An 18243-nucleotide genomic window follows, 5' to 3' on the forward strand; every position below is an offset into this window, starting at 1 on the left:
ACACTGACCTCTCATAAGGACCTGTCATGAACACGACTCGTATCGCTTTTATCGGCGCCGGCAACATGGCGGCCAGCCTCATCGGTGGCCTGCGGGCCAAAGGCCTTGAGGCGGCACAGATCCGTGCCAGTGACCCCGGCGCCGAAACCCGGGCCAAGGTGGCTGCCGAACATGGCATCCAGGTGTTCGCCGACAACGCCGAAGCCATCGCCGGCGTCGATGTGATCGTCCTGGCGGTCAAGCCCCAGGCCATGAAAGCCGTGTGCGAAGCCCTGCGCCCGAGCCTGCAGCCGCAGCAGCTGGTGGTGTCCATTGCCGCCGGCATCACCTGCGCCAGCATGAACCACTGGCTCGGCGAGCAACCGATCGTGCGCTGCATGCCCAACACCCCGGCGCTGCTGCGCCAGGGCGTCAGCGGCCTGTATGCCACCGCCCAGGTCAGCCCTGAACAGCGCCATCAGGCCGAAGAACTGCTGTCCGCCGTGGGCATCGCCCTGTGGCTGGATCAAGAGCAGCAACTGGACGCAGTGACCGCGGTGTCCGGCAGCGGCCCGGCGTATTTCTTCCTGCTGATCGAAGCCATGACCGCCGCTGGCGAAAAGCTCGGCCTGCCTCGGGAAACCGCCGCCCAACTGACCCTGCAGACCGCCCTGGGGGCGGCTCACATGGCAGTGTCCAGTGACGTCGACGCCGCCGAGCTGCGCCGCCGCGTGACGTCGCCAGCCGGCACCACGGAAGCCGCGATCAAATCGTTCCAGGCCAACGGCTTTGAAGCCCTGGTGGAAAAAGCATTGGGTGCCGCCGCGCACCGCTCGGCCGAAATGGCCGAACAACTCGGTCGTTAACTCGCCCCTACAAAGGAATCGATAATGTTCGGACTCAACGACGCTGCCATTTTTGTGATTCAGACCCTGGGCAGCCTGTACCTGCTGGTGGTCCTGCTGCGCTTCATGCTGCAAGTGGTGCGGGCGAACTTCTACAACCCTATCTGCCAGTTCATCGTGCGCGCCACCCAGCCACTGCTCAAACCCCTGCGCCGGGTGATCCCCAGCATGTTCGGGCTCGACATGTCCTCGCTGGTCCTGGCCCTGATCGTCCAAATGGCGCTGTTCGCCATCGTCCTGACCCTCAGCCAAATCTCCTTCAATGCCCTGGGCCTGCTGCTGTGGGCGCCGATCGGCATCTTCGCGCTGTTCCTGAAGATCTGGTTCTTCGCCATGATCATCAGCGTGATCCTGTCCTGGGTCGCTCCTGGCAGCCAAAGCCCGGGCGCGGAACTGGCCTACCAGATCAGCGAGCCGCTGCTGGCCCCATTCCGGCGCATCGTGCCCAACCTGGGCGGCCTGGACATCTCGCCAATCCTGGCCTTCATCGTGATCCAGCTGGTGCAACAGTGGCTGATTCCGCGCCTGGCGCTCTACACCTTCATGCCCCCTGAGTTGTTCGGGCTGATCTGATGAGCTACTTCCGCTGGGACGGTGACGATCTGATTCTCGATTGTCACCTGCAACCCAAGGCCAGTAACGACGAGTTCGCTGGCCTGCATGGGGAGCGGCTGAAGATCCGCCTCACCGCCCCGCCTGTGGAGGGCAAGGCCAATGCTCACTTGATGGCGTTCCTGGCCAAGGCTTTCGGCATTCCCAAGAGCCACGTCAGCCTGGTCAGTGGCGAGTTGAACCGGCAGAAGCGCGTGCGCCTGCAAGCGCCGAAGAAGCTGCCGGATCTGCCGGGGCTGGCGCGCCCTGCCTGATTCTTCGGCAACCCGACTCCTACGCCCCAGGTCCGCTGTAGGCACCGGCTTGCCAGCGAATCTCACCCCGCCATTTCTCCAACCAAATACAGCCCCGGGCTTTGCTTGCCGCTGGGGGCAGCGGTCTTTAGACTTACGCCTCATTTAAATGAGAGCAGGGTCGATGCCAACTGCCTTTCCCCCCGATTCTGTTGGTCTGGTCACGCCAGAAATAGCGCACTTCAGCGATCCTCTGGCCCTGGCCTGCGGACGCGCGCTACCGGCCTACGACCTGATCTACGAAACCTATGGTCAGCTCAACGCCAGCGCCAGCAACGCGGTGCTGATCTGCCACGCCCTGTCCGGCCATCACCACGCCGCCGGCTACCACAGCGTTGATGACCGCAAACCCGGTTGGTGGGATAGCTGCATCGGTCCCGGCAAGCCGATCGACACCAACAAGTTCTTCGTGGTCAGCCTCAACAATCTCGGCGGTTGCAACGGCTCCACCGGCCCCAGCAGCCTCAATCCGGAAACCGGCAAGCCGTTCGGCGCCGACTTCCCGGTGCTCACCGTGGAAGACTGGGTGCACAGCCAGGCGCGCCTGGCGGACCGCCTGGGCATTGCCCAGTGGGCGGCGGTGATCGGCGGCAGCCTGGGCGGCATGCAGGCCCTGCAATGGACCATTACCTACCCGGACCGGGTACGGCACTGCCTGGCCATCGCCTCGGCCCCCAAGCTCTCGGCGCAGAACATTGCCTTCAACGAAGTGGCCCGCCAGGCGATTCTCACCGACCCGGAGTTCCACGGCGGTTCCTTCCAGGAACAAGGGGTGATCCCCAAGCGCGGGCTGATGCTGGCGCGCATGGTCGGGCACATTACCTACCTGTCCGATGACTCCATGGGCGAGAAATTCGGCCGCGGCCTCAAGAGCGAAAAGCTCAACTACGACTTCCACAGCGTCGAATTCCAGGTGGAAAGCTACCTGCGCTACCAGGGCGAAGAGTTTTCCGGGCGTTTCGACGCCAACACCTACCTGCTGATGACCAAGGCCCTGGACTATTTCGACCCGGCGGCGAACTTCGACGACGACCTGGCCAAGACCTTCGCCAACGCCAGCGCCAAGTTCTGCGTGATGTCCTTCACCACCGACTGGCGCTTCTCCCCGGCCCGTTCCCGGGAGCTGGTGGACGCGCTGATGGCGGCGCGCAAGGACGTCTGCTACCTGGAGATCGACGCACCCCAGGGGCACGACGCCTTCCTGATCCCGATCCCGCGCTACTTGCAGGCCTTTAGTCACTACATGAACCGCATTACCTTGTGAGGACTCGATGAGAGCCGATCTGGAAATCATCCAGGAATGGATCCCCGCCGGCAGCCGCGTCCTCGACCTGGGCTGCGGTAACGGCGAGCTGCTGAGCTGGCTGCAGGAACACAAGCAAGTCACCGGCTACGGCCTGGAAAACGACCCGGACAACATTGCCGAGTGCGTGGCCAAGGGCATCAACGTGATCGAGCAGGACCTGGACAAGGGCCTGGGCAACTTCGCCAGCAACAGCTTCGATATCGTGGTCATGACCCAGGCCCTGCAGGCCGTGCACTACCCGGACAAGATCCTCGACGAAATGCTCCGGGTCGGCCGCCAGTGCATCATCACTTTCCCCAACTTCGGCCACTGGCGCTGCCGCTGGTACCTGGCCAGCAAGGGTCGGATGCCGGTCTCGGAGTTCCTGCCGTACACCTGGTACAACACGCCGAACATCCACTTCTGCACCTTTGAGGACTTCGAAGAGCTGTGCCGCGAGCGGCAAGCCCGGGTGATCAACCGCCTTGCCGTCGATCAACAACACCGCCACGGGTGGGCCAGTAAGCTATGGCCTAATCTGTTGGGAGAGATCGGCATCTACCGCGTCAGCAGTCCCGGCCTGCAGGATCACAAAGTCGCGGTATAAACCACGTTGCATCGAGGAGAACCACCATGGGACGTCTGGTTACATTTCTATTGGCCGCCTGCCTGAGCCTGAGCGCCCTGGCCGCGGACCCGATCAAGGGCGAACGCAAGGAAGTGTTCGGTGACATCACCGTGCACTACAACACCTTCAACTCCACCTACCTGCAGCCTGACATCGCCAGGGCGGCAGAGCTGGTTCGCAGCAAGAACCAGGGCGTGATCAACGTCTCCCTGATCAAGGATGGCAAGCCGCTGGTCGGCCAGGTCAGCGGTACGGTCAAGGACCTGACCAGCAAGAGCATCCCGCTGAAATTCCGCCAGATCACCGAACAGGGCGCGATCTACTACATCGCCCAGTTCCCGGTGGAACAGCAAGAAAACCGTACGTTCACCATCACCGTGCAAACGGGCGGTGACACCAACAGCTTCAGCTTCAACCAAGAGCTATTCCCGGGCGAATAATGAACCTCACGCAACTCGTACTGGCCAGCCACAACGCCGGCAAACTCAAAGAACTCCAGGCCATGCTCGGCGCCTCGGTGCAACTGCGCTCGATCGGCGAGTTCAGCAGCGTCGAGCCGGAAGAAACCGGTCTGTCGTTCGTCGAAAACGCCATCCTCAAGGCGCGCAATGCCGCGCGCATTTCCGGCTTGCCGGCACTGGCGGACGATTCCGGCCTGGCCGTGGACTTTCTCGGCGGCGCGCCGGGCATCTACTCGGCGCGCTATGCCGACGGCCAGGGCGACGCGGCGAACAACGCCAAGCTGCTCGAAGCCCTGAAGGATGTGCCCGAGGAGCAACGCGGCGCGCAGTTCGTCTGCGTCCTGGCCCTGGTGCGGCACGCCGACGATCCGTTGCCGATCCTCTGCGAAGGCCTGTGGCACGGGCGCATCCTCACCGCCGCCAGTGGCGAACACGGTTTCGGCTACGACCCGCTGTTCTGGGTGCCGGAACGTGACTGCTCCAGCGCCGAGCTGGGCCCCGTGGAGAAAAACCAGCTCAGCCACCGCGCCCGCGCCATGGCCATTCTGCGGCAACGCCTGGGCCTGCAATGAGCCAGGACCGATCCGCGTCGCCGCTGATTCTCGGCGGCGCGCCAACGCCTCGGGCGGCGCTGCCCCAGTTGCCGCCCCTGGCGCTGTACATCCACATCCCGTGGTGTGTACGCAAATGCCCTTATTGCGATTTCAACTCACACGCCGCCAGCCCGACGTTGCCGGAAGAAGAGTACGTCGACGCCCTGCTGGCCGACCTCGACCTGGAGCTGCACGCGGTGCATGGCCGCGAGCTGAGTTCGGTCTTCTTCGGCGGCGGCACCCCGAGCCTGTTCAGCGCCCAGGCCCTGGGGCGACTGCTCCAGGGCGTGGAACAACGCATCGCCTTCGCCAGCGATATCGAAATCACCCTGGAAGCCAACCCCGGGACCTTCGAGCAGGAGAAATTCACCGCCTATCGCGCCCTGGGAATCAACCGCCTGTCCATCGGCATCCAGAGCTTCCAGGAACAGAAGCTCAAGGCCCTGGGCCGCATCCACAACGGTGACGAAGCGATTCGCGCCGCCGGCATGGCGCGCCAGGCCGGATTCGACAACTTCAACCTGGACCTGATGCACGGCTTGCCGGATCAGTCCCTGGACGATGCCCTGGGCGATCTGCGTCAGGCCATCGCCATGAAGCCGACCCACCTGTCCTGGTATCAGCTGACCCTGGAACCCAACACGGTGTTCTGGAACCAGCCGCCGGTGCTGCCGGAAGACGACACCCTGTGGGATATCCAGGAAGCCGGCCAGGCCCTGCTGGCCGAGCATGGCTACGCCCAGTACGAAGTGTCGGCCTACGCCCAGCCCGGACGCGCGGCGCGGCACAACCTGAACTACTGGAGCTTTGGCGACTTCATCGGCATCGGTGCCGGTGCCCACGGCAAGCTCAGCCACCCGGACGGGCGCATTCTGCGCACCTGGAAGACCCGCCTGCCCAAGGACTACCTGAACCCGGCCAAGCCGTTCAAGGCCGGCGAGAAGTCCCTGGGCAACGACGAGCTGCCGTTCGAATTCCTGATGAACGCCTTGCGCCTCACCGATGGCGTCGACGCCGCACTGTTCGCCCAGCGCACCGGCCTGGATCTGGCCAGCCTTGCCGAAGGTCGGCGCCAGGCCGAACAAAGCGGCTTGTTGCAGGTCGAACCGTCACGCCTGGCGGCCACGGCCCGCGGGCAACTCTTCCTCAATGACCTGCTGCAATACTTTCTGATCTAAGGAAATCACATGGATCTGGTACTCGACCTGCTTGCCACCGTGTCCCGCTGGAGTCGCAGCAACCTCTCGGAAATCGCCCTGGCATTGGTGGGCTGCCTGCTGGTGCTGTTCGGCGCGGACATCAAGGGCTGGGTCGAGCAACGCCTGGGCGGCATCGCCGGCGCCTTGCGCGTGCCGCTGATGGCCTTGCTGTGCATGGTCGGCAGCGGCCTGGCGCTGATCTACGCCACGCCATGGATCGTCCGCGGCCTGAGTCAGTTCAACAACTACAGCCTGGCGCCGGTGCTGCTGGTGGTGCTGGTGCTGATTGGCGTGGTCGCTGATCGTCGCTGACCTGTCGACCCCCTTCGCCGGCAAGCCGGCTCCTACAGCCCCCCGTAGGAGCCGGCTTGCCGGCGAACGCAATCCAACGGCTGCCCCCGTTATCAAGGAAGAACATGAGCAAGAAAATCATCGAGGACACCAGCAAGTTCCTCAGCTACGTGCTGCGCCACGAGCCACAGGCCATCGGTCTTGAGCTGGACAGCCAAGGCTGGGGCAATATCGACGCGCTGATCAGCGGCGCGGCCAAGAACGGCCGGCAACTGAACCGGGAACTGATCGAGCGGGTGGTCGAAGGCAACGACAAAAAGCGCTTCGCCCTCTCCGCCGACGGCCAGCGAATTCGTGCCGTTCAGGGACACTCCAACAAGGCCGTGCAATTGCAGCTTGAGGCAAAGCAACCACCCGCCGTGCTCTACCACGGCACTGCCACGCGCTTCATGGAGTCGATCAATGAGAAGGGGCTGATCCCGGGCTCACGGCACCACGTGCACCTGTCCCAGGAAATCGAAACCGCCCGGGCCGTGGGCCAGCGTTACGGCAAGGTGGTGATCCTGCAGGTCGACGCCCAGGCCATGCAGGCCCAGGGTTTCACCTTCTATCAGGCAGAGAATGGGGTGTGGCTGACCGACCAGGTGCCGGTCAGTTTCATCCAAGCCTTGTAGGAGTCAGCTTGCTGGCGAAGGCGTCCTTAAGGGCACCTTCGCTGGCAGCGGAACGCCGCCCGGCCAGCTCCTACAACAGCGAGTCCGGCTCAGTCGATTTTTTCGAACTTCAGATCCCACACGCCATGGCCCAGGCGCTCGCCACGACGCTCGAACTTGGTGATCGGGCGTTCGGCCGGGCGCGGTACGCACTTGCCGTCTTCGGCCAGGTTGCGGTAACCCGGGGCGACGTTCATCACCTCCAGCATGTATTCGGCATAGGGCTCCCAGTCGGTGGCCATGTGCAGAATGCCGCCCACCTTGAGCTTGCTGCGCACCAGTTCGGCGAAAGAGGCCTGGACGATGCGGCGCTTGTGGTGCCGGCTCTTGTGCCACGGATCGGGGAAGAACAGCATCAGCCGATCCAGGCTGTTGTCAGCGATGCAGCGATTGAGCACTTCAATGGCGTCGCAATCGTAGACCCGCAGGTTGGTCAGGCCCTGAGTCAGCACGCCATTGAGCAGCGCACCGACGCCCGGACGGTGAACTTCCACACCAATGAAGTCCTGCTCCGGAGCCGCCGCGGCCATTTCCAGCAGCGAGTGGCCCATGCCGAAGCCGATTTCCAAAGAGCGCGGCGCTGAACGGCCGAACACCTGGTCGTAGTCCACCGGGGCGTCGGCCAGGGGCAGCACGTACAGCGGCGCGCCCTGGTCCAGGCCACGTTGCTGGCCTTCGGTCATGCGCCCGGCGCGCATTACGAAACTCTTGATACGGCGGTGTTGGCGCTCGTCGCCGGCTTCCGGCTGGATTGGCGTGTCGTTTGATTCAGTCATCAATGGCTCTTACTTGATCAGACCATCCAGCGGCGAGGAGGCGCTGGCATAGAGTTTCTTCGGCATGCGACCGGCGAGGTACGCCAGGCGGCCCGCGACAATTGCGTGTTTCATGGCTTCGGCCATCAGCACCGGTTGCTGCGCGTGGGCGATGGCCGAGTTCATCAGCACCGCCTCACAGCCCAGCTCCATGGCGATGGTGGCGTCGGAGGCGGTGCCGACACCGGCATCCACCAGCACCGGAACCTTGGCTTCTTCGAGGATGATCTGCAGGTTGTACGGGTTGCAGATCCCCAGCCCGGTGCCGATCAGGCCCGCCAGGGGCATGACCGCGATGCAGCCCATTTCCGCCAGTTGGCGAGCGATGATCGGGTCATCGCTGGTGTAGACCATCACGTCGAAACCTTCCTTGACCAGCACTTCGGCGGCCTTGAGGGTTTCCAGCACGTTGGGGAACAAGGTCTTCTGGTCGGCCAGGACTTCCAGCTTGACCAGGTTGTGGCCGTCCAGCAGTTCGCGAGCCAGGCGGCAAGTGCGTACCGCTTCCACCGCGTCATAGCAGCCGGCGGTGTTGGGCAGGATGGTGTAGCGATCCGGTGGCAGGATATCCAGCAGGTTCGGTTCGCCCGGGTTCTGGCCGATATTGGTCCGGCGCACGGCGACGGTGACGATCTCGGCACCCGAGGCCTCGATGGCCAGGCGGGTTTCTTCCATGTCGCGGTACTTGCCGGTGCCTACCAGCAAACGCGACTGGTACGTCCGACCGGCCAGGACGAAAGGCTTGTCACTACGAACGTTGCTCATCGGAAATCCTCTGTTGGGGTGAGGTTCTTGCAGAATTCTTCATCAGGCCCGGGGCCCTGGAGCCCTCATTCCGGGGCCGGTGAACGCGTCTTCCATGGGAGAGGCCCGGAGTCGGGCCAGGGCGCTGCGCAGAATACGTAGCAGCGCGATTGACGCCAGTGGCTAGCCGCCGCCGATGGCGTGGACCACTTCCACCTGGTCGCCCTCGTTGAGGGCGGTCTCGGCGTGCTGGCTGCGCGGAACGATATCCAGATTGAGTTCCACCGCGATCCGGCGTCCGGTCAGGTCCAGACGGGTCAGCAGGGCCGCAACGGTCGAGCCGTCGGGCAGTTCAAAGGATTCACCGTTCAACTGAATGCGCATGCTCAAGGCCGCCATCATTTTTAGGGGCCAGCATTCTAGCCCGATCGTGACCTAAAGGTCAGCTACAAGCGTCAGCCGGCCCCTTGCAGGCGCCAGGCGGCAAGGCCCAGCAGGAACCAGCCAACCAGGAAGGCCAGGCCACCGAAGGGGGTGATGATGCCCAGCTTGCTGATGCCGCTCAGGGTCAACAGGTACAGGCTGCCGGAGAACAACAGGATGCCCAGGGTGAACGCGATGCCGGCCCAGGTCACCAGCCGCCCTGGAATATGGGCCGCCAGCAAAGCGACGCCGAACAGCGCCAGGGTATGCACCAGCTGGTAAGTGACCCCTGTATGAAAAATAGCCAGGTACTCGGTGCTCAGGCGGTTTTTCAGACCGTGAGCGGCAAAGGCACCCAGGGCGACCCCGGTGAAACCGAAGAAAGCGGCCAGCATCAGGAAGCCACGCAACATGAGGAACTCCAGTCAGATTCAGCGCAAAGGGTCTGTATAATGGCGCGCTCAACGGGTTCGGCCAAGCCATCTCTATGCTGCGTTATCTGTTTCGTCGCCTTGTAAAAGCCTTGATGTGGTTCGTGGTCGGCAGCGTGCTGCTGGTGCTGCTGTTCCGTTTCGTACCGCCCCCGGGCACCGCCCTGATGGTGGAGCGCAAGGTCGAATCCTGGATCGACAACGACCCCATCGACCTGCAACGCACCTGGAAGCCTTGGGATGAAATCTCCGACAACCTCAAGGTGGCGGTGATCGCCGGCGAGGATCAGAAATTCCCCGAGCACTGGGGCTTCGATATCGATGCAATCCAGGCAGCGTTGATCCACAACGAACGGGGCGGTTCGATCCGTGGCGCCAGCACCCTGAGTCAGCAAGTGTCGAAAAACCTGTTCCTCTGGTCCGGCCGCAGCTACTTGCGCAAGGGGCTGGAAGCCTGGTTCACCGCGCTGATCGAGGTGTTCTGGCCCAAGCAGCGGATTCTTGAGGTCTACCTCAACAGTGTCGAATGGGATGAAGGGGTGTTCGGGGCAGAAGCCGCGGCGCGCCATCACTTCGGCGTCAGCGCGGCCAACCTGTCGCGCCAGCAAGCCAGCCTGCTGGCCGCTGTCCTGCCCAATCCAAGGGTGTGGAGCGCAGCGCGGCCCAGCACTTATGTGATGCAGCGGGCGGGCTGGGTTCGGCGGCAGATGAGCCAGTTGGGTGGGGCCGATTACCTGAATCGGTTGAATGAAGCCCGTAAAGCGCCGTGGGCGGGTTAGGTAAACCAGGCCTATTCGCCGACAAGCCGGCCCCTACAAAAGACGCGCAAACAAAAACGCCCCGATCATCTCGGGGCGTTTTGCATGACGCTTCAGGCTTAAGCGGCGATGGACAGCTTCAACTTGTTCATCGCACTCTTTTCCAGCTGGCGGATACGCTCGGCCGAAACGTTGTACTTCTGCGCCAGGTCGTGCAGCGTGGCTTTCTCTTCGGCCAGCCAGCGCTGGTAGAGGATGTCACGGCTGCGCTCGTCCAGCACTTCCAGGGCTTCGTGCAGGTTGTGGGTGGAGTTGTCGCTCCAATCAGCATCTTCCAGTTGCAGCGCCGGGTCGTAGCGATGGTCTTCCAGGTAGTTGGCCGGCGATTGGAAGGCGCTGTCATCATCCGCTTCAGCAGCCGGATCGAAGGCCATGTCCTGGCCGGTCAGACGGCTTTCCATCTCGCGCACTTCACGGGGCTCGACGCCCAGGCTTTCCGCCACGCGATGCACTTCTTCATTGTTCAGCCAGGCCAGACGCTTCTTCTGGCTGCGCAGGTTGAAGAACAGCTTGCGCTGAGCCTTGGTGGTCGCGACTTTCACAATCCGCCAGTTACGCAGGATGAACTCGTGAATTTCCGCCTTGATCCAGTGCACCGCAAAGGACACCAGGCGCACACCCATTTCCGGGTTGAAGCGCTTCACGGCTTTCATCAGGCCAACGTTGCCTTCCTGGATCAGGTCAGCCTGGGCCAACCCGTAGCCGGAATAGCTACGGGCGATATGTACAACAAAACGCAGGTGGGCGAGCACCATCTGCCGAGCCGCCTCAAGATCCTGCTCATAGTAGAGACTCTCGGCCAGTTCACGCTCCTGCTCGGGCGTCAGCAATGGAATGCTGTTCACCGTGTGCACATAGGCCTCCAGGTTTGCGCCTGGAACCAATGCGTAAGCAGGTTGCAAAGAAGTGGTCATACGAAAAAACCTCCGACTCACATAACTCGTGCAGTTCAGCACTGCGAAAATTGACCGGAAACCGCGAAACAAGTTCCCAAATATTCTGAAAGGTCAATACAAGCAAAATGACATTACTTCGGTGCCAGCTCCCTCAGGTGGCGGGCCACCGCAATCCACGCACCGATATAACCCAACAGCACCGCACCAAGCAAGAGCGATAGACCATCAGCAACCGGCACCCCCGCCAGGGCAAAATCACTGCCGTACAAGCCGGCCAAGCCGATCACCGCGTCGTTCAGCCAGTTCAGGCCAAACGCCAGTACGCCCCAGGACAGAATCCCCGCACCGAAGCCATACAACGCGCCCATATAAAGGAAGGGACGGCGCACATAGCTGTCTGTGCCGCCGACGAGTTTAATCACTTCTATCTCTGTGCGGCGGTTTTCAATATGAAGACGAATGGTATTGCCTATCACCAAAAGTAATGCAGAAACCAGCAATACCGTCAGGCCGAAGACAAAACGGTCCCCCAGCTTGAGGATGGCCGCCAGCCGCTCGACCCATACCAGGTCCAACTGCGCCAGTTGCACCTTGGGCATTTCCGACAACCGCTGACGCAAGGCCTCCAGGGTCGCCTTGTCCACTTCGCTCGGCGTGACCAGCACTACGCCCGGCAGCGGATTGTGAGGCAGCTCACGCAAAGCCTCACCCAGGCCGGACTGCTGCTGGAATTCTTCCAGCGCCTTTTCCTTACTGATGAACTCGGCATCCGCCACACCAGGCAGGCCCTTGATCTCTTCGCCAAGCTTCTCACCTTCGCTGGCAGAAGCCCCCAGATCCAGGTACAGCGAAATCTGCGCTGCCCGCTGCCAGGAACCGCCCAGGCGCTCGACGTTGCTGAGCAGCAACGACAGACCCATGGGCAAGCTCAGGGCCACAGCCATCACCAGGCAGGTAAAGAAACTGCCGATGGGCTGCTTGCCCAGGCGCCGCAGGCTGTCCAGCAAGCTGGCGCGATGGCTTTCGATCCAGGCATGCAACAGGGTGGCGAAATCCGGACCGTCGTCCTCGTCGCGCTTTTTCTTCGGTGGCGGTGCTTCGGAGGCCTTGGGCGCTACGCGCTCCGCCACTTTAGGGGTACGTGTGGCACTCATACGCCGGCCTCCCCGTCGCCAATCAATCGGCCGCGCTGCAGGGTCAGCATGCGGTGACGCATGCGCGCGATCAGCGCCAGGTCGTGACTGGCGATCAGTACGCTGGTGCCCAGGCGGTTGATGTCTTCGAACACGCCCATGATTTCCGCCGCAAGACGCGGGTCGAGGTTACCCGTGGGTTCGTCCGCCAGCAGTAGAGCCGGGCGGTGGACGATGGCTCGAGCAATACCTACGCGCTGTTGCTGACCGGTGGACAGATCACCTGGGTAAAGATCGGTTTTGTCCGACAAAGCCACGCGCTCCAGGGCCGAATCCACGCGCTTGGCGATTTCCGCCTTGGATAGACCGAGGATCTGCAACGGCAGAGCGACGTTGTTGAACACCGTGCGATCGAACAGTAACTGGTGATTCTGGAACACCACGCCGATCTGCCGCCGCAGGAAAGGGATCTGTGCATTGCTGATCTGTCCCAGGTCCTGACCCGCCAGCAGCAATTTGCCGGAGGTAGGGCGTTCCATGGCCAGCAGCAGGCGCAGCAAGGTGCTTTTGCCGGCGCCGGAATGGCCGGTGACAAACAGGAATTCGCCACGACGGACGCGAAAGCTCAGCTCATGCAGGCCAACGTGGCCATTGGGATAGCGCTTACCGACCTGTTCGAAACGAATCATGAACGCTCCCGCTCGGCAAACAGTGCCTGGACAAAGGGTTCTGCTTCAAAAGTACGCAAGTCATCGATGCCTTCACCGACCCCGATATAACGGATCGGCAGACCGAACTGCTTGGCCAGGGCGAAGATCACCCCGCCTTTGGCAGTGCCATCGAGTTTGGTCAGGGCCAGGCCGGTCAATTCCACGGTCTGGTTGAACTGTTTGGCCTGGTTGATGGCGTTCTGGCCGGTACCGGCGTCCAGCACCAGCAGCACCTCGTGCGGCGCATCGGCGTCGAGCTTGCCGATCACCCGGCGAACCTTCTTCAACTCTTCCATCAGGTTGTCTTTGGTGTGCAGGCGCCCTGCCGTATCGGCGATCAGCACATCGATACCACGGGCCTTGGCCGCCTGCACGGCGTCGAAGATCACCGAAGCGGAATCGGCTCCGGTGTGCTGGGCGATGACCGGGATCTTGTTGCGCTCGCCCCAGACTTGCAGTTGCTCCACCGCCGCGGCGCGGAAGGTATCGCCGGCCGCCAGCATGACTTTCTTGCCTTCCAGCTGCAGTTTCTTCGCCAGCTTGCCGATGGTGGTGGTCTTGCCGGCGCCGTTGACGCCCACCACCAGGATCACGAAGGGTTTGCTCTGGGCGACGATTTTCAGCGGCTGCTCCACCGGCTTGAGCATGCTGGTGAGTTCGGCCTGCAACGAGGCGTACAGCGCATCGGAGTCGGTGAGCTGCTTGCGCGCCACCTTCTGGGTCAGGTTCTGGATGATCACCGAAGTCGCTTCGACCCCGACGTCGGCGGTCAGCAGACGGGTTTCCAGGTCTTCCAGCAACTCGTCATCGATGGCCTTCTTGCCCAGGAACAGGCTGGCCATGCCTTCGCCGATGCTGGCGCTGGTCTTGGACAGGCCCTGCTTCAAGCGGGCGAAAAAACCGACCTTGTTCTCTTCAACAGGACGGACCGGCTCGACCACGGGCTCGGGCTCCGCCACCTGGGCAACCGGCTCGGCAACAGGAGCAGGAACAGGAACAGGAACAGGAACAGGAACAGGAGCAACAGGCTCCGGCGCGACGAATACCGGCGCTACCGGCGTTTGTACTTCGAGCACCGGAGCCGGGGTGACAACCGGCGCTTCGACCACCGGTTCAGATGCTGGGGCCAGGGCTGGAATCGGCGGAGTGACGTGCTCCGCCTGAGCGTCCTCCACCAGGGCCACCGGCTCTTCCGCTACCGGTAGAGTCAGCCAGGGCTTGTGCTCCGGGCTCGGAGTCAGGGGCAGCTCGGGCGCAACGGCCGCTACCGGCTCGGCCTCGACCCGGGGTTGCAGCACCGGCTCGCCGGTCGACAGCACCACCGGCTCGGTCGGGGCTACGCTGGGAGCGGTTTCAATGACCGGAGTCGGCACCGGCTCGACAGGCACTTGCGGCTGTTCGACGACGGGTTCCTGCGGCTTTTTGCGCAGCCATCCGAACAGGCCTTTCTTCTCGCCAGCCGCGGCTGGGGTCTTTTTGTCGTCGTTGGAACCAAACATGGAGACGGCTATCTCAAGGTAGCGATGCGCCAGTGGGCGCTTCGGTAAATAAATATTCGATGCAGAACAGACTGTGTTTCATCCAGCTTGTTCACGCGCAACATGTTGTCGAAATGCCCAAAAGCACTTCAAGGATCGATTTTACTTAAGGACTGGAACGGCAAAATCGGCGAAAAGTCGAAGTTTAGCTGACAAATCAAGGCTTTTTGCCGGTAACTCATACAACCTGCTCAAGCACACTCTGATTCGTGCAAGCCTGATAGGCGTGGCCGCCAGTAAAACGGATCAGTATCCTAGCACCTCCTCGCCCGCACAGGCTAAGACCAAGCGGGCAGCCCAACAGGTTTAAAAACGAATGAATGCTCTAGCCCGCCGCGCTGCAGGCCTGCTGCTCAGCACAGTTTGTCTGCCCCTTGCAGCCCTGGCTGCCGACCCGCAACCCACCCACGAATTCACCCTCGACAACGGCCTCAAAGTGGTGGTCCGCGAAGACCATCGCGCACCGGTAGTGGTGTCGCAGGTCTGGTACAAGGTCGGCTCCAGCTACGAAACCCCGGGCCAGACCGGTTTGTCCCACGCCCTGGAACACATGATGTTCAAGGGCAGCGAGAAGGTCGGCCCGGGTGAAGCGTCCCTGATCCTGCGGGATCTTGGCGCCGAAGAGAACGCCTTCACCAGCGACGACTTCACCGCTTATTACCAGGTCCTGGCCCGCGACCGCCTGGGCGTGGCCCTGGAGCTGGAAGCCGATCGCATGGCCAGCCTGCGCCTGCCGGCCGACGAGTTCGCCCGCGAGATCGAAGTGATCAAGGAAGAACGCCGCCTGCGCACCGACGACAAGCCGCTGTCCAAGGCCTATGAGCGCTTCAAGGCCATGGCCTACCCCGCCAGCGGCTACCACACGCCGACCATCGGCTGGATGGCCGACCTGAACCGGATGAAGGTCGAGGAGCTGCGCCACTGGTACCAATCCTGGTACGCGCCGAACAACGCCACCCTGGTGGTGGTGGGCGATGTCACCCCGGATGAGGTCAAGGCCCTGGCCCAGCGCTATTTCGGCGCCATCCCCAAGCGCGACGTGCCACCGGCGAAGATCCCCCTGGAGCTGGCCGAACCCGGCGAGCGCCTGATCACCCTGCATGTGAAGACCCAACTGCCGAGCCTGATGCTGGCCTTCAACGTGCCAAGCATCGCCACAGCTGAAGACAAGCGTTCGGTCAACGCCCTGCGCCTGGCCGCGGCCCTGCTGGACGGCGGCTATAGCGCGCGCATTCCGACCCAGCTGGAGCGCGGCGAAGAGTTGCTGTCCAACGGTTCCACCAGCTATGACGCCTACACCCGAGGCGACAGTCTGTTCATGCTCTCGGCCACCCCCAACAGCCAGAAGAAGAAAACCATCGCCCAGGCCGAAGCCGGGCTGTGGCGCCTGCTGGACCAACTGAAAACCACCCCGCCGTCGGCCGCAGAGTTGGAGCGGGTCCGGGCACAAGTGATTGCCGGGCTGGTCTACGAGCGTGACTCGATCACCAGCCAGGCCAGTGCCATCGGCCAGCTGGAAACCGTCGGCCTATCGTGGAAGCTGATGGACACCGAGCTGGCGGAACTGCAAAGCGTGACCCCGGAAGACATCCAGAAAGCCGCCCGCACCTATTTCACCCGGGAGCGTATGAGCGTGGCCCATGTACTGCCTGAGGAGTCCGCTCATGAGTAAGCGCAAGAATGCTTCACCGGTCCTGCTGGGCCTGGCCCTGGTCGCCCTGCTCACCGCCGGTGGCCTGTACCTGTCGCGCTCCGGCGAGAGTAGTGCCAGCCAGGCCCTGGACAACGCCAAGAGCAGCCAGAAGCTGCAATCTCTGGCCGAGCTGGATGGCAAGGCCCCCAGCCACCGCAACCTCAATGTGCAGACCTGGAGCACCGCCGAGGGCGCCAAGGTACTGTTCGTCGAAGCCCGCGAGCTGCCGATGTTCGACATGCGCCTGATCTTCGCCGCCGGCAGCAGCCAGGACGGCAACACTTCCGGCCTGGCCCTGCTGACCAACGCCATGCTCAACGAAGGCGTGCCCGGCAAGGACGTGGGCGCCATCGCCCAGGGCTTTGAAAGCCTGGGCGCGGATATCGGCAACGGTGCCTACAAGGACATGGCCGTGGTCTCGCTGCGCAGCCTCAGCGCTGTGGATAAACGCGAACCGGCGCTTGAGCTGTTCGCCGAAGTGGTGGGCCAGCCGACCTTCCCTGCCGACTCCCTGGCGCGGATCAAGAACCAGTTGCTCGCCGGCTTCGAGTACCAGAAGCAGAACCCCGGCAAGCTCGCCAGCCTGGAACTGATGCAGCGCCTGTACGGCAGCCATCCCTATGCGCATGCCAGCGAGGGCAACGCCAAGAGTGTTCCGGGCATCAGCCTGGCGCAACTGCAGGCCTTCCACGCCAAGGCCTATACCGCCGGCAACGTGGTGATCGCGCTGGTCGGCGATCTGTCGCGCAGCGACGCCGAGGCAATCGCCGCGCAAGTCTCCGCCGCCCTGCCCAAAGGCCCGGCCCTGGCGAAGGTCGAGCAACCCACTGAACCCAAGGCCAGCATCGGCCACATCGAATTCCCATCGAGCCAGACCAACCTGCTGCTGGCGCAACTGGGGATCGACCGTGACGATCCGGATTACGCCGCCGTGTCCCTGGGCAACCAGATCCTGGGCGGTGGCGGCTTCGGCACCCGGCTGATGAGTGAAGTGCGCGAGAAACGCGGCCTGACCTACGGCGTGTACTCGGGCTTCACCCCGATGCAGGCCCGCGGCCCGTTCATGATCAACCTGCAGACCCGCGCAGAAATGAGCGAAGGCACCCTGAAACTGGTGCAGGACGTGTTCGCCGATTACCTGAAAAACGGCCCGACCCAGAAAGAACTGGATGACGCCAAGCGTGAACTGGCCGGCAGCTTCCCGCTGTCCACCGCCAGCAACGCCGATATCGTCGGCCAGCTGGGCGCCATGGGCTTCTACAACCTGCCGTTGAGCTACCTGGAAGACTTCATGCGTCAATCCCAGGCACTGACGGTGGAACAGGTCAAGGCCGCCATGAACAAACACCTCGGCGTCGACAAGATGGTCATCGTCAGCGCCGGCCCCACCGTCGCGCAGAAGCCGTTGCCGCCCCCCACTGACAAACCCGCCGAGCAGCCGCTCGGGGTTCCGGAGCACTGATGGCCCGTCCAGCCCGTCCCAGCAAGAAGCCCGTCCACAACCAGCACAATGGCGTGGGCCAGCTGCGCATCATCGGCGGCGAATGGCGCAGCCGTAAGCTGAGCTTCCCCGATCTGCCGGGGCTGCGCCCGACCCCGGACCGGGTGCGCGAAACCCTGTTCAACTGGTTGGCCCCCTATGTGGCCGGGGCCAAGGTCATCGACCTGTTCGCCGGCAGCGGGGCGGTGTTCCTTGAAGCCCTGTCCCGCGGCGCCGCCTCGGGGCTGGCCCTGGACAGCAGCAACGTAGCGGTCTCCAGCCTGCGCGAGCACCTGGGAACGCTGCGTTGCACCGTGGGCCAGGCGCAGACCGCTGACGCCCTGCGCTACCTGGAAACCCAGCCGGCCACGCCGTTCGACCTGGCGTTCCTTGACCCGCCGTTCAACCAGAACCTGTTGCCCGCCGCCTGCGCCCTGCTGGAGGAACGCGGCTGGCTGGCGGACGACGCCTGGATCTACACCGAAAGCGAAACCGCGCCATCGACCCTGGGCCTGCCCGGCAGCTGGCGCCTGCACCGTGAGCAAAAATCCGGGCAGGTGTATTACTCCTTGTGGCAACGTATGGCAGACAGCGCCGCGTAGA

The 18243-nt window shown here is 63.0% G+C and carries 22 protein-coding genes; 14 read left to right on the forward strand and 8 right to left on the reverse strand.

Annotation, left to right across the window (positions count from 1 at the left end):
- Positions 1–26 precede the first annotated feature (26 nt).
- The 10 genes from proC to PQT43_RS17745 all read left to right on the forward strand — a co-directional run bounded on the left by proC (position 27) and on the right by PQT43_RS17745 (position 6920).
- Positions 27–845, forward strand: a complete 819-nt coding sequence (gene proC, locus PQT43_RS17700; protein WP_102862079.1) for a pyrroline-5-carboxylate reductase — start codon at positions 27–29, stop codon at positions 843–845.
- Positions 846–869: 24 nt separating this feature from the next.
- A complete protein-coding gene (locus PQT43_RS17705) occupies positions 870–1457 on the forward strand; it encodes a YggT family protein (protein ID WP_102862080.1) in 588 nt (195 codons plus the stop codon).
- Positions 1457–1750, forward strand: coding sequence for a DUF167 domain-containing protein (locus tag PQT43_RS17710; protein WP_110594334.1), 294 nt, complete (start codon positions 1457–1459; stop codon positions 1748–1750). The genes PQT43_RS17705 and PQT43_RS17710 overlap by 1 nt, the downstream gene beginning before the upstream one ends.
- A 163-nt stretch (positions 1751–1913) precedes the next feature.
- Complete coding sequence (metX, locus tag PQT43_RS17715) at positions 1914–3053, forward strand: homoserine O-succinyltransferase MetX (protein ID WP_102862082.1); 1140 nt, start codon at positions 1914–1916, stop codon at positions 3051–3053.
- 7 nt (positions 3054–3060) lie between these two features.
- Positions 3061–3681, forward strand: a complete 621-nt coding sequence (gene metW, locus PQT43_RS17720; RefSeq protein WP_011064017.1) for a methionine biosynthesis protein MetW — start codon at positions 3061–3063, stop codon at positions 3679–3681.
- Between the two features lie 26 nt (positions 3682–3707).
- Positions 3708–4142 carry a DUF4426 domain-containing protein gene (locus PQT43_RS17725; protein WP_102881169.1) on the forward strand — a complete coding sequence of 145 codons (435 nt, stop codon included), beginning with the start codon at positions 3708–3710 and terminating at the stop codon, positions 4140–4142.
- Positions 4139–4735 (forward strand): RdgB/HAM1 family non-canonical purine NTP pyrophosphatase, encoded by a 597-nt coding sequence (gene rdgB / locus PQT43_RS17730; RefSeq protein ID WP_170001860.1) that lies wholly within the window; start codon positions 4139–4141, stop codon positions 4733–4735. The genes PQT43_RS17725 and rdgB overlap by 4 nt, the downstream gene beginning before the upstream one ends.
- Positions 4732–5934: a radical SAM family heme chaperone HemW gene (gene hemW, locus PQT43_RS17735; RefSeq protein WP_272754365.1), complete on the forward strand. Its 1203-nt coding sequence runs from the start codon at positions 4732–4734 to the stop codon at positions 5932–5934. The genes rdgB and hemW overlap by 4 nt, the downstream gene beginning before the upstream one ends.
- 9 nt (positions 5935–5943) lie before the next feature.
- Positions 5944–6267, forward strand: a complete 324-nt coding sequence (locus PQT43_RS17740) for a DUF3392 domain-containing protein (protein WP_011064021.1) — start codon at positions 5944–5946, stop codon at positions 6265–6267.
- Between the two features lie 104 nt (positions 6268–6371).
- On the forward strand, positions 6372–6920 hold the full coding sequence (locus PQT43_RS17745) for an RNA 2'-phosphotransferase (protein WP_272754366.1): 549 nt from the start codon (positions 6372–6374) through the stop codon (positions 6918–6920).
- An 89-nt stretch (positions 6921–7009) separates the two neighbouring features.
- Here PQT43_RS17745 and trmB read toward each other — a convergent pair whose 3' ends face one another.
- The 4 genes from trmB to PQT43_RS17765 all read right to left on the reverse strand — a co-directional run bounded on the left by trmB (position 7010) and on the right by PQT43_RS17765 (position 9354).
- Positions 7010–7735 carry a tRNA (guanosine(46)-N7)-methyltransferase TrmB gene (trmB, locus tag PQT43_RS17750; RefSeq protein WP_016967620.1) on the reverse strand — a complete coding sequence of 242 codons (726 nt, stop codon included), beginning with the start codon at positions 7733–7735 and terminating at the stop codon, positions 7010–7012.
- A gap of 9 nt (positions 7736–7744) precedes the next feature.
- The gene (locus tag PQT43_RS17755) at positions 7745–8539 is read right to left on the reverse strand and encodes a thiazole synthase (RefSeq protein WP_007921204.1); all 795 of its coding nucleotides are present in this window, start codon (positions 8537–8539) and stop codon (positions 7745–7747) included.
- Between the two features lie 162 nt (positions 8540–8701).
- Positions 8702–8902, reverse strand: a complete 201-nt coding sequence (gene thiS / locus PQT43_RS17760) for a sulfur carrier protein ThiS (protein WP_162884096.1) — start codon at positions 8900–8902, stop codon at positions 8702–8704.
- A gap of 71 nt (positions 8903–8973) precedes the next feature.
- A complete protein-coding gene (locus PQT43_RS17765; RefSeq protein ID WP_102862088.1) occupies positions 8974–9354 on the reverse strand; it encodes a DUF423 domain-containing protein in 381 nt (126 codons plus the stop codon).
- 74 nt (positions 9355–9428) lie between these two features.
- Here PQT43_RS17765 and mtgA point away from each other — a divergent pair, with 74 nt between their 5' ends.
- A complete protein-coding gene (mtgA, locus tag PQT43_RS17770; protein ID WP_102862089.1) occupies positions 9429–10151 on the forward strand; it encodes a monofunctional biosynthetic peptidoglycan transglycosylase in 723 nt (240 codons plus the stop codon).
- Between the two features lie 98 nt (positions 10152–10249).
- Here mtgA and rpoH read toward each other — a convergent pair whose 3' ends face one another.
- From rpoH to ftsY, 4 genes are all read right to left on the reverse strand, one after another.
- Positions 10250–11104 (reverse strand): RNA polymerase sigma factor RpoH, encoded by an 855-nt coding sequence (rpoH, locus tag PQT43_RS17775; protein ID WP_016967616.1) that lies wholly within the window; start codon positions 11102–11104, stop codon positions 10250–10252.
- A gap of 113 nt (positions 11105–11217) precedes the next feature.
- A complete protein-coding gene (ftsX, locus tag PQT43_RS17780) occupies positions 11218–12240 on the reverse strand; it encodes a permease-like cell division protein FtsX (protein WP_102862090.1) in 1023 nt (340 codons plus the stop codon).
- Positions 12237–12908, reverse strand: coding sequence for a cell division ATP-binding protein FtsE (gene ftsE / locus PQT43_RS17785; protein WP_016967614.1), 672 nt, complete (start codon positions 12906–12908; stop codon positions 12237–12239). The genes ftsX and ftsE overlap by 4 nt, the downstream gene beginning before the upstream one ends.
- Positions 12905–14428 (reverse strand): signal recognition particle-docking protein FtsY, encoded by a 1524-nt coding sequence (gene ftsY / locus PQT43_RS17790; protein WP_272754368.1) that lies wholly within the window; start codon positions 14426–14428, stop codon positions 12905–12907. The genes ftsE and ftsY overlap by 4 nt, the downstream gene beginning before the upstream one ends.
- A gap of 355 nt (positions 14429–14783) precedes the next feature.
- On the opposite strand from ftsY, the gene PQT43_RS17795 reads away from it, so the two are divergent.
- The 3 genes from PQT43_RS17795 to rsmD are packed head-to-tail and all read left to right on the forward strand — an operon-like array spanning position 14784 to position 18242.
- Entirely contained in the window at positions 14784–16139 is a 1356-nt protein-coding gene (locus tag PQT43_RS17795; protein WP_102862092.1) for a M16 family metallopeptidase, read from the forward strand.
- The gene (locus PQT43_RS17800; RefSeq protein WP_272754369.1) at positions 16132–17622 is read left to right on the forward strand and encodes a M16 family metallopeptidase; all 1491 of its coding nucleotides are present in this window, start codon (positions 16132–16134) and stop codon (positions 17620–17622) included. The genes PQT43_RS17795 and PQT43_RS17800 overlap by 8 nt, the downstream gene beginning before the upstream one ends.
- Positions 17622–18242 (forward strand): 16S rRNA (guanine(966)-N(2))-methyltransferase RsmD, encoded by a 621-nt coding sequence (rsmD, locus tag PQT43_RS17805; RefSeq protein ID WP_102862094.1) that lies wholly within the window; start codon positions 17622–17624, stop codon positions 18240–18242. Before PQT43_RS17800 ends, rsmD begins: the two co-directional genes overlap by 1 nt.
- Position 18243: the final 1 nt, after the last annotated feature.

Source organism: Pseudomonas sp. BLCC-B112, from assembly GCF_028550695.1.
Classification (GTDB): Bacteria; Pseudomonadota; Gammaproteobacteria; order Pseudomonadales; family Pseudomonadaceae; genus Aquipseudomonas; species Aquipseudomonas danubii.

Bases quoted from the DNA above. Each gene is read 5' to 3' on its own strand.
- PQT43_RS17755 (WP_007921204.1), bottom strand. From the start codon at position 8,539: ATGAGCAACGTTCGTAGTGACAAGCCTTTCGTCCTGGCCGGTCGGACG.
- PQT43_RS17740 (WP_011064021.1), top strand. From the start codon at position 5,944: ATGGATCTGGTACTCGACCTGCTTGCCACCGTGTCCCGCTGGAGTCGC.
- ftsY (WP_272754368.1), bottom strand. From the start codon at position 14,428: ATGTTTGGTTCCAACGACGACAAAAAGACCCCAGCCGCGGCTGGCGAG.
- PQT43_RS17800 (WP_272754369.1), top strand. From the start codon at position 16,132: ATGAGTAAGCGCAAGAATGCTTCACCGGTCCTGCTGGGCCTGGCCCTG.
- proC (WP_102862079.1), top strand. From the start codon at position 27: ATGAACACGACTCGTATCGCTTTTATCGGCGCCGGCAACATGGCGGCC.
- PQT43_RS17795 (WP_102862092.1), top strand. From the start codon at position 14,784: ATGAATGCTCTAGCCCGCCGCGCTGCAGGCCTGCTGCTCAGCACAGTT.
- PQT43_RS17705 (WP_102862080.1), top strand. From the start codon at position 870: ATGTTCGGACTCAACGACGCTGCCATTTTTGTGATTCAGACCCTGGGC.
- PQT43_RS17745 (WP_272754366.1), top strand. From the start codon at position 6,372: ATGAGCAAGAAAATCATCGAGGACACCAGCAAGTTCCTCAGCTACGTG.
- rpoH (WP_016967616.1), bottom strand. From the start codon at position 11,104: ATGACCACTTCTTTGCAACCTGCTTACGCATTGGTTCCAGGCGCAAAC.
- ftsX (WP_102862090.1), bottom strand. From the start codon at position 12,240: ATGAGTGCCACACGTACCCCTAAAGTGGCGGAGCGCGTAGCGCCCAAG.
- PQT43_RS17710 (WP_110594334.1), top strand. From the start codon at position 1,457: ATGAGCTACTTCCGCTGGGACGGTGACGATCTGATTCTCGATTGTCAC.
- metW (WP_011064017.1), top strand. From the start codon at position 3,061: ATGAGAGCCGATCTGGAAATCATCCAGGAATGGATCCCCGCCGGCAGC.
- ftsE (WP_016967614.1), bottom strand. From the start codon at position 12,908: ATGATTCGTTTCGAACAGGTCGGTAAGCGCTATCCCAATGGCCACGTT.
- PQT43_RS17725 (WP_102881169.1), top strand. From the start codon at position 3,708: ATGGGACGTCTGGTTACATTTCTATTGGCCGCCTGCCTGAGCCTGAGC.
- rsmD (WP_102862094.1), top strand. From the start codon at position 17,622: ATGGCCCGTCCAGCCCGTCCCAGCAAGAAGCCCGTCCACAACCAGCAC.
- hemW (WP_272754365.1), top strand. From the start codon at position 4,732: ATGAGCCAGGACCGATCCGCGTCGCCGCTGATTCTCGGCGGCGCGCCA.
- metX (WP_102862082.1), top strand. From the start codon at position 1,914: ATGCCAACTGCCTTTCCCCCCGATTCTGTTGGTCTGGTCACGCCAGAA.
- thiS (WP_162884096.1), bottom strand. From the start codon at position 8,902: ATGCGCATTCAGTTGAACGGTGAATCCTTTGAACTGCCCGACGGCTCG.
- PQT43_RS17765 (WP_102862088.1), bottom strand. From the start codon at position 9,354: ATGTTGCGTGGCTTCCTGATGCTGGCCGCTTTCTTCGGTTTCACCGGG.
- mtgA (WP_102862089.1), top strand. From the start codon at position 9,429: ATGCTGCGTTATCTGTTTCGTCGCCTTGTAAAAGCCTTGATGTGGTTC.
- trmB (WP_016967620.1), bottom strand. From the start codon at position 7,735: ATGACTGAATCAAACGACACGCCAATCCAGCCGGAAGCCGGCGACGAG.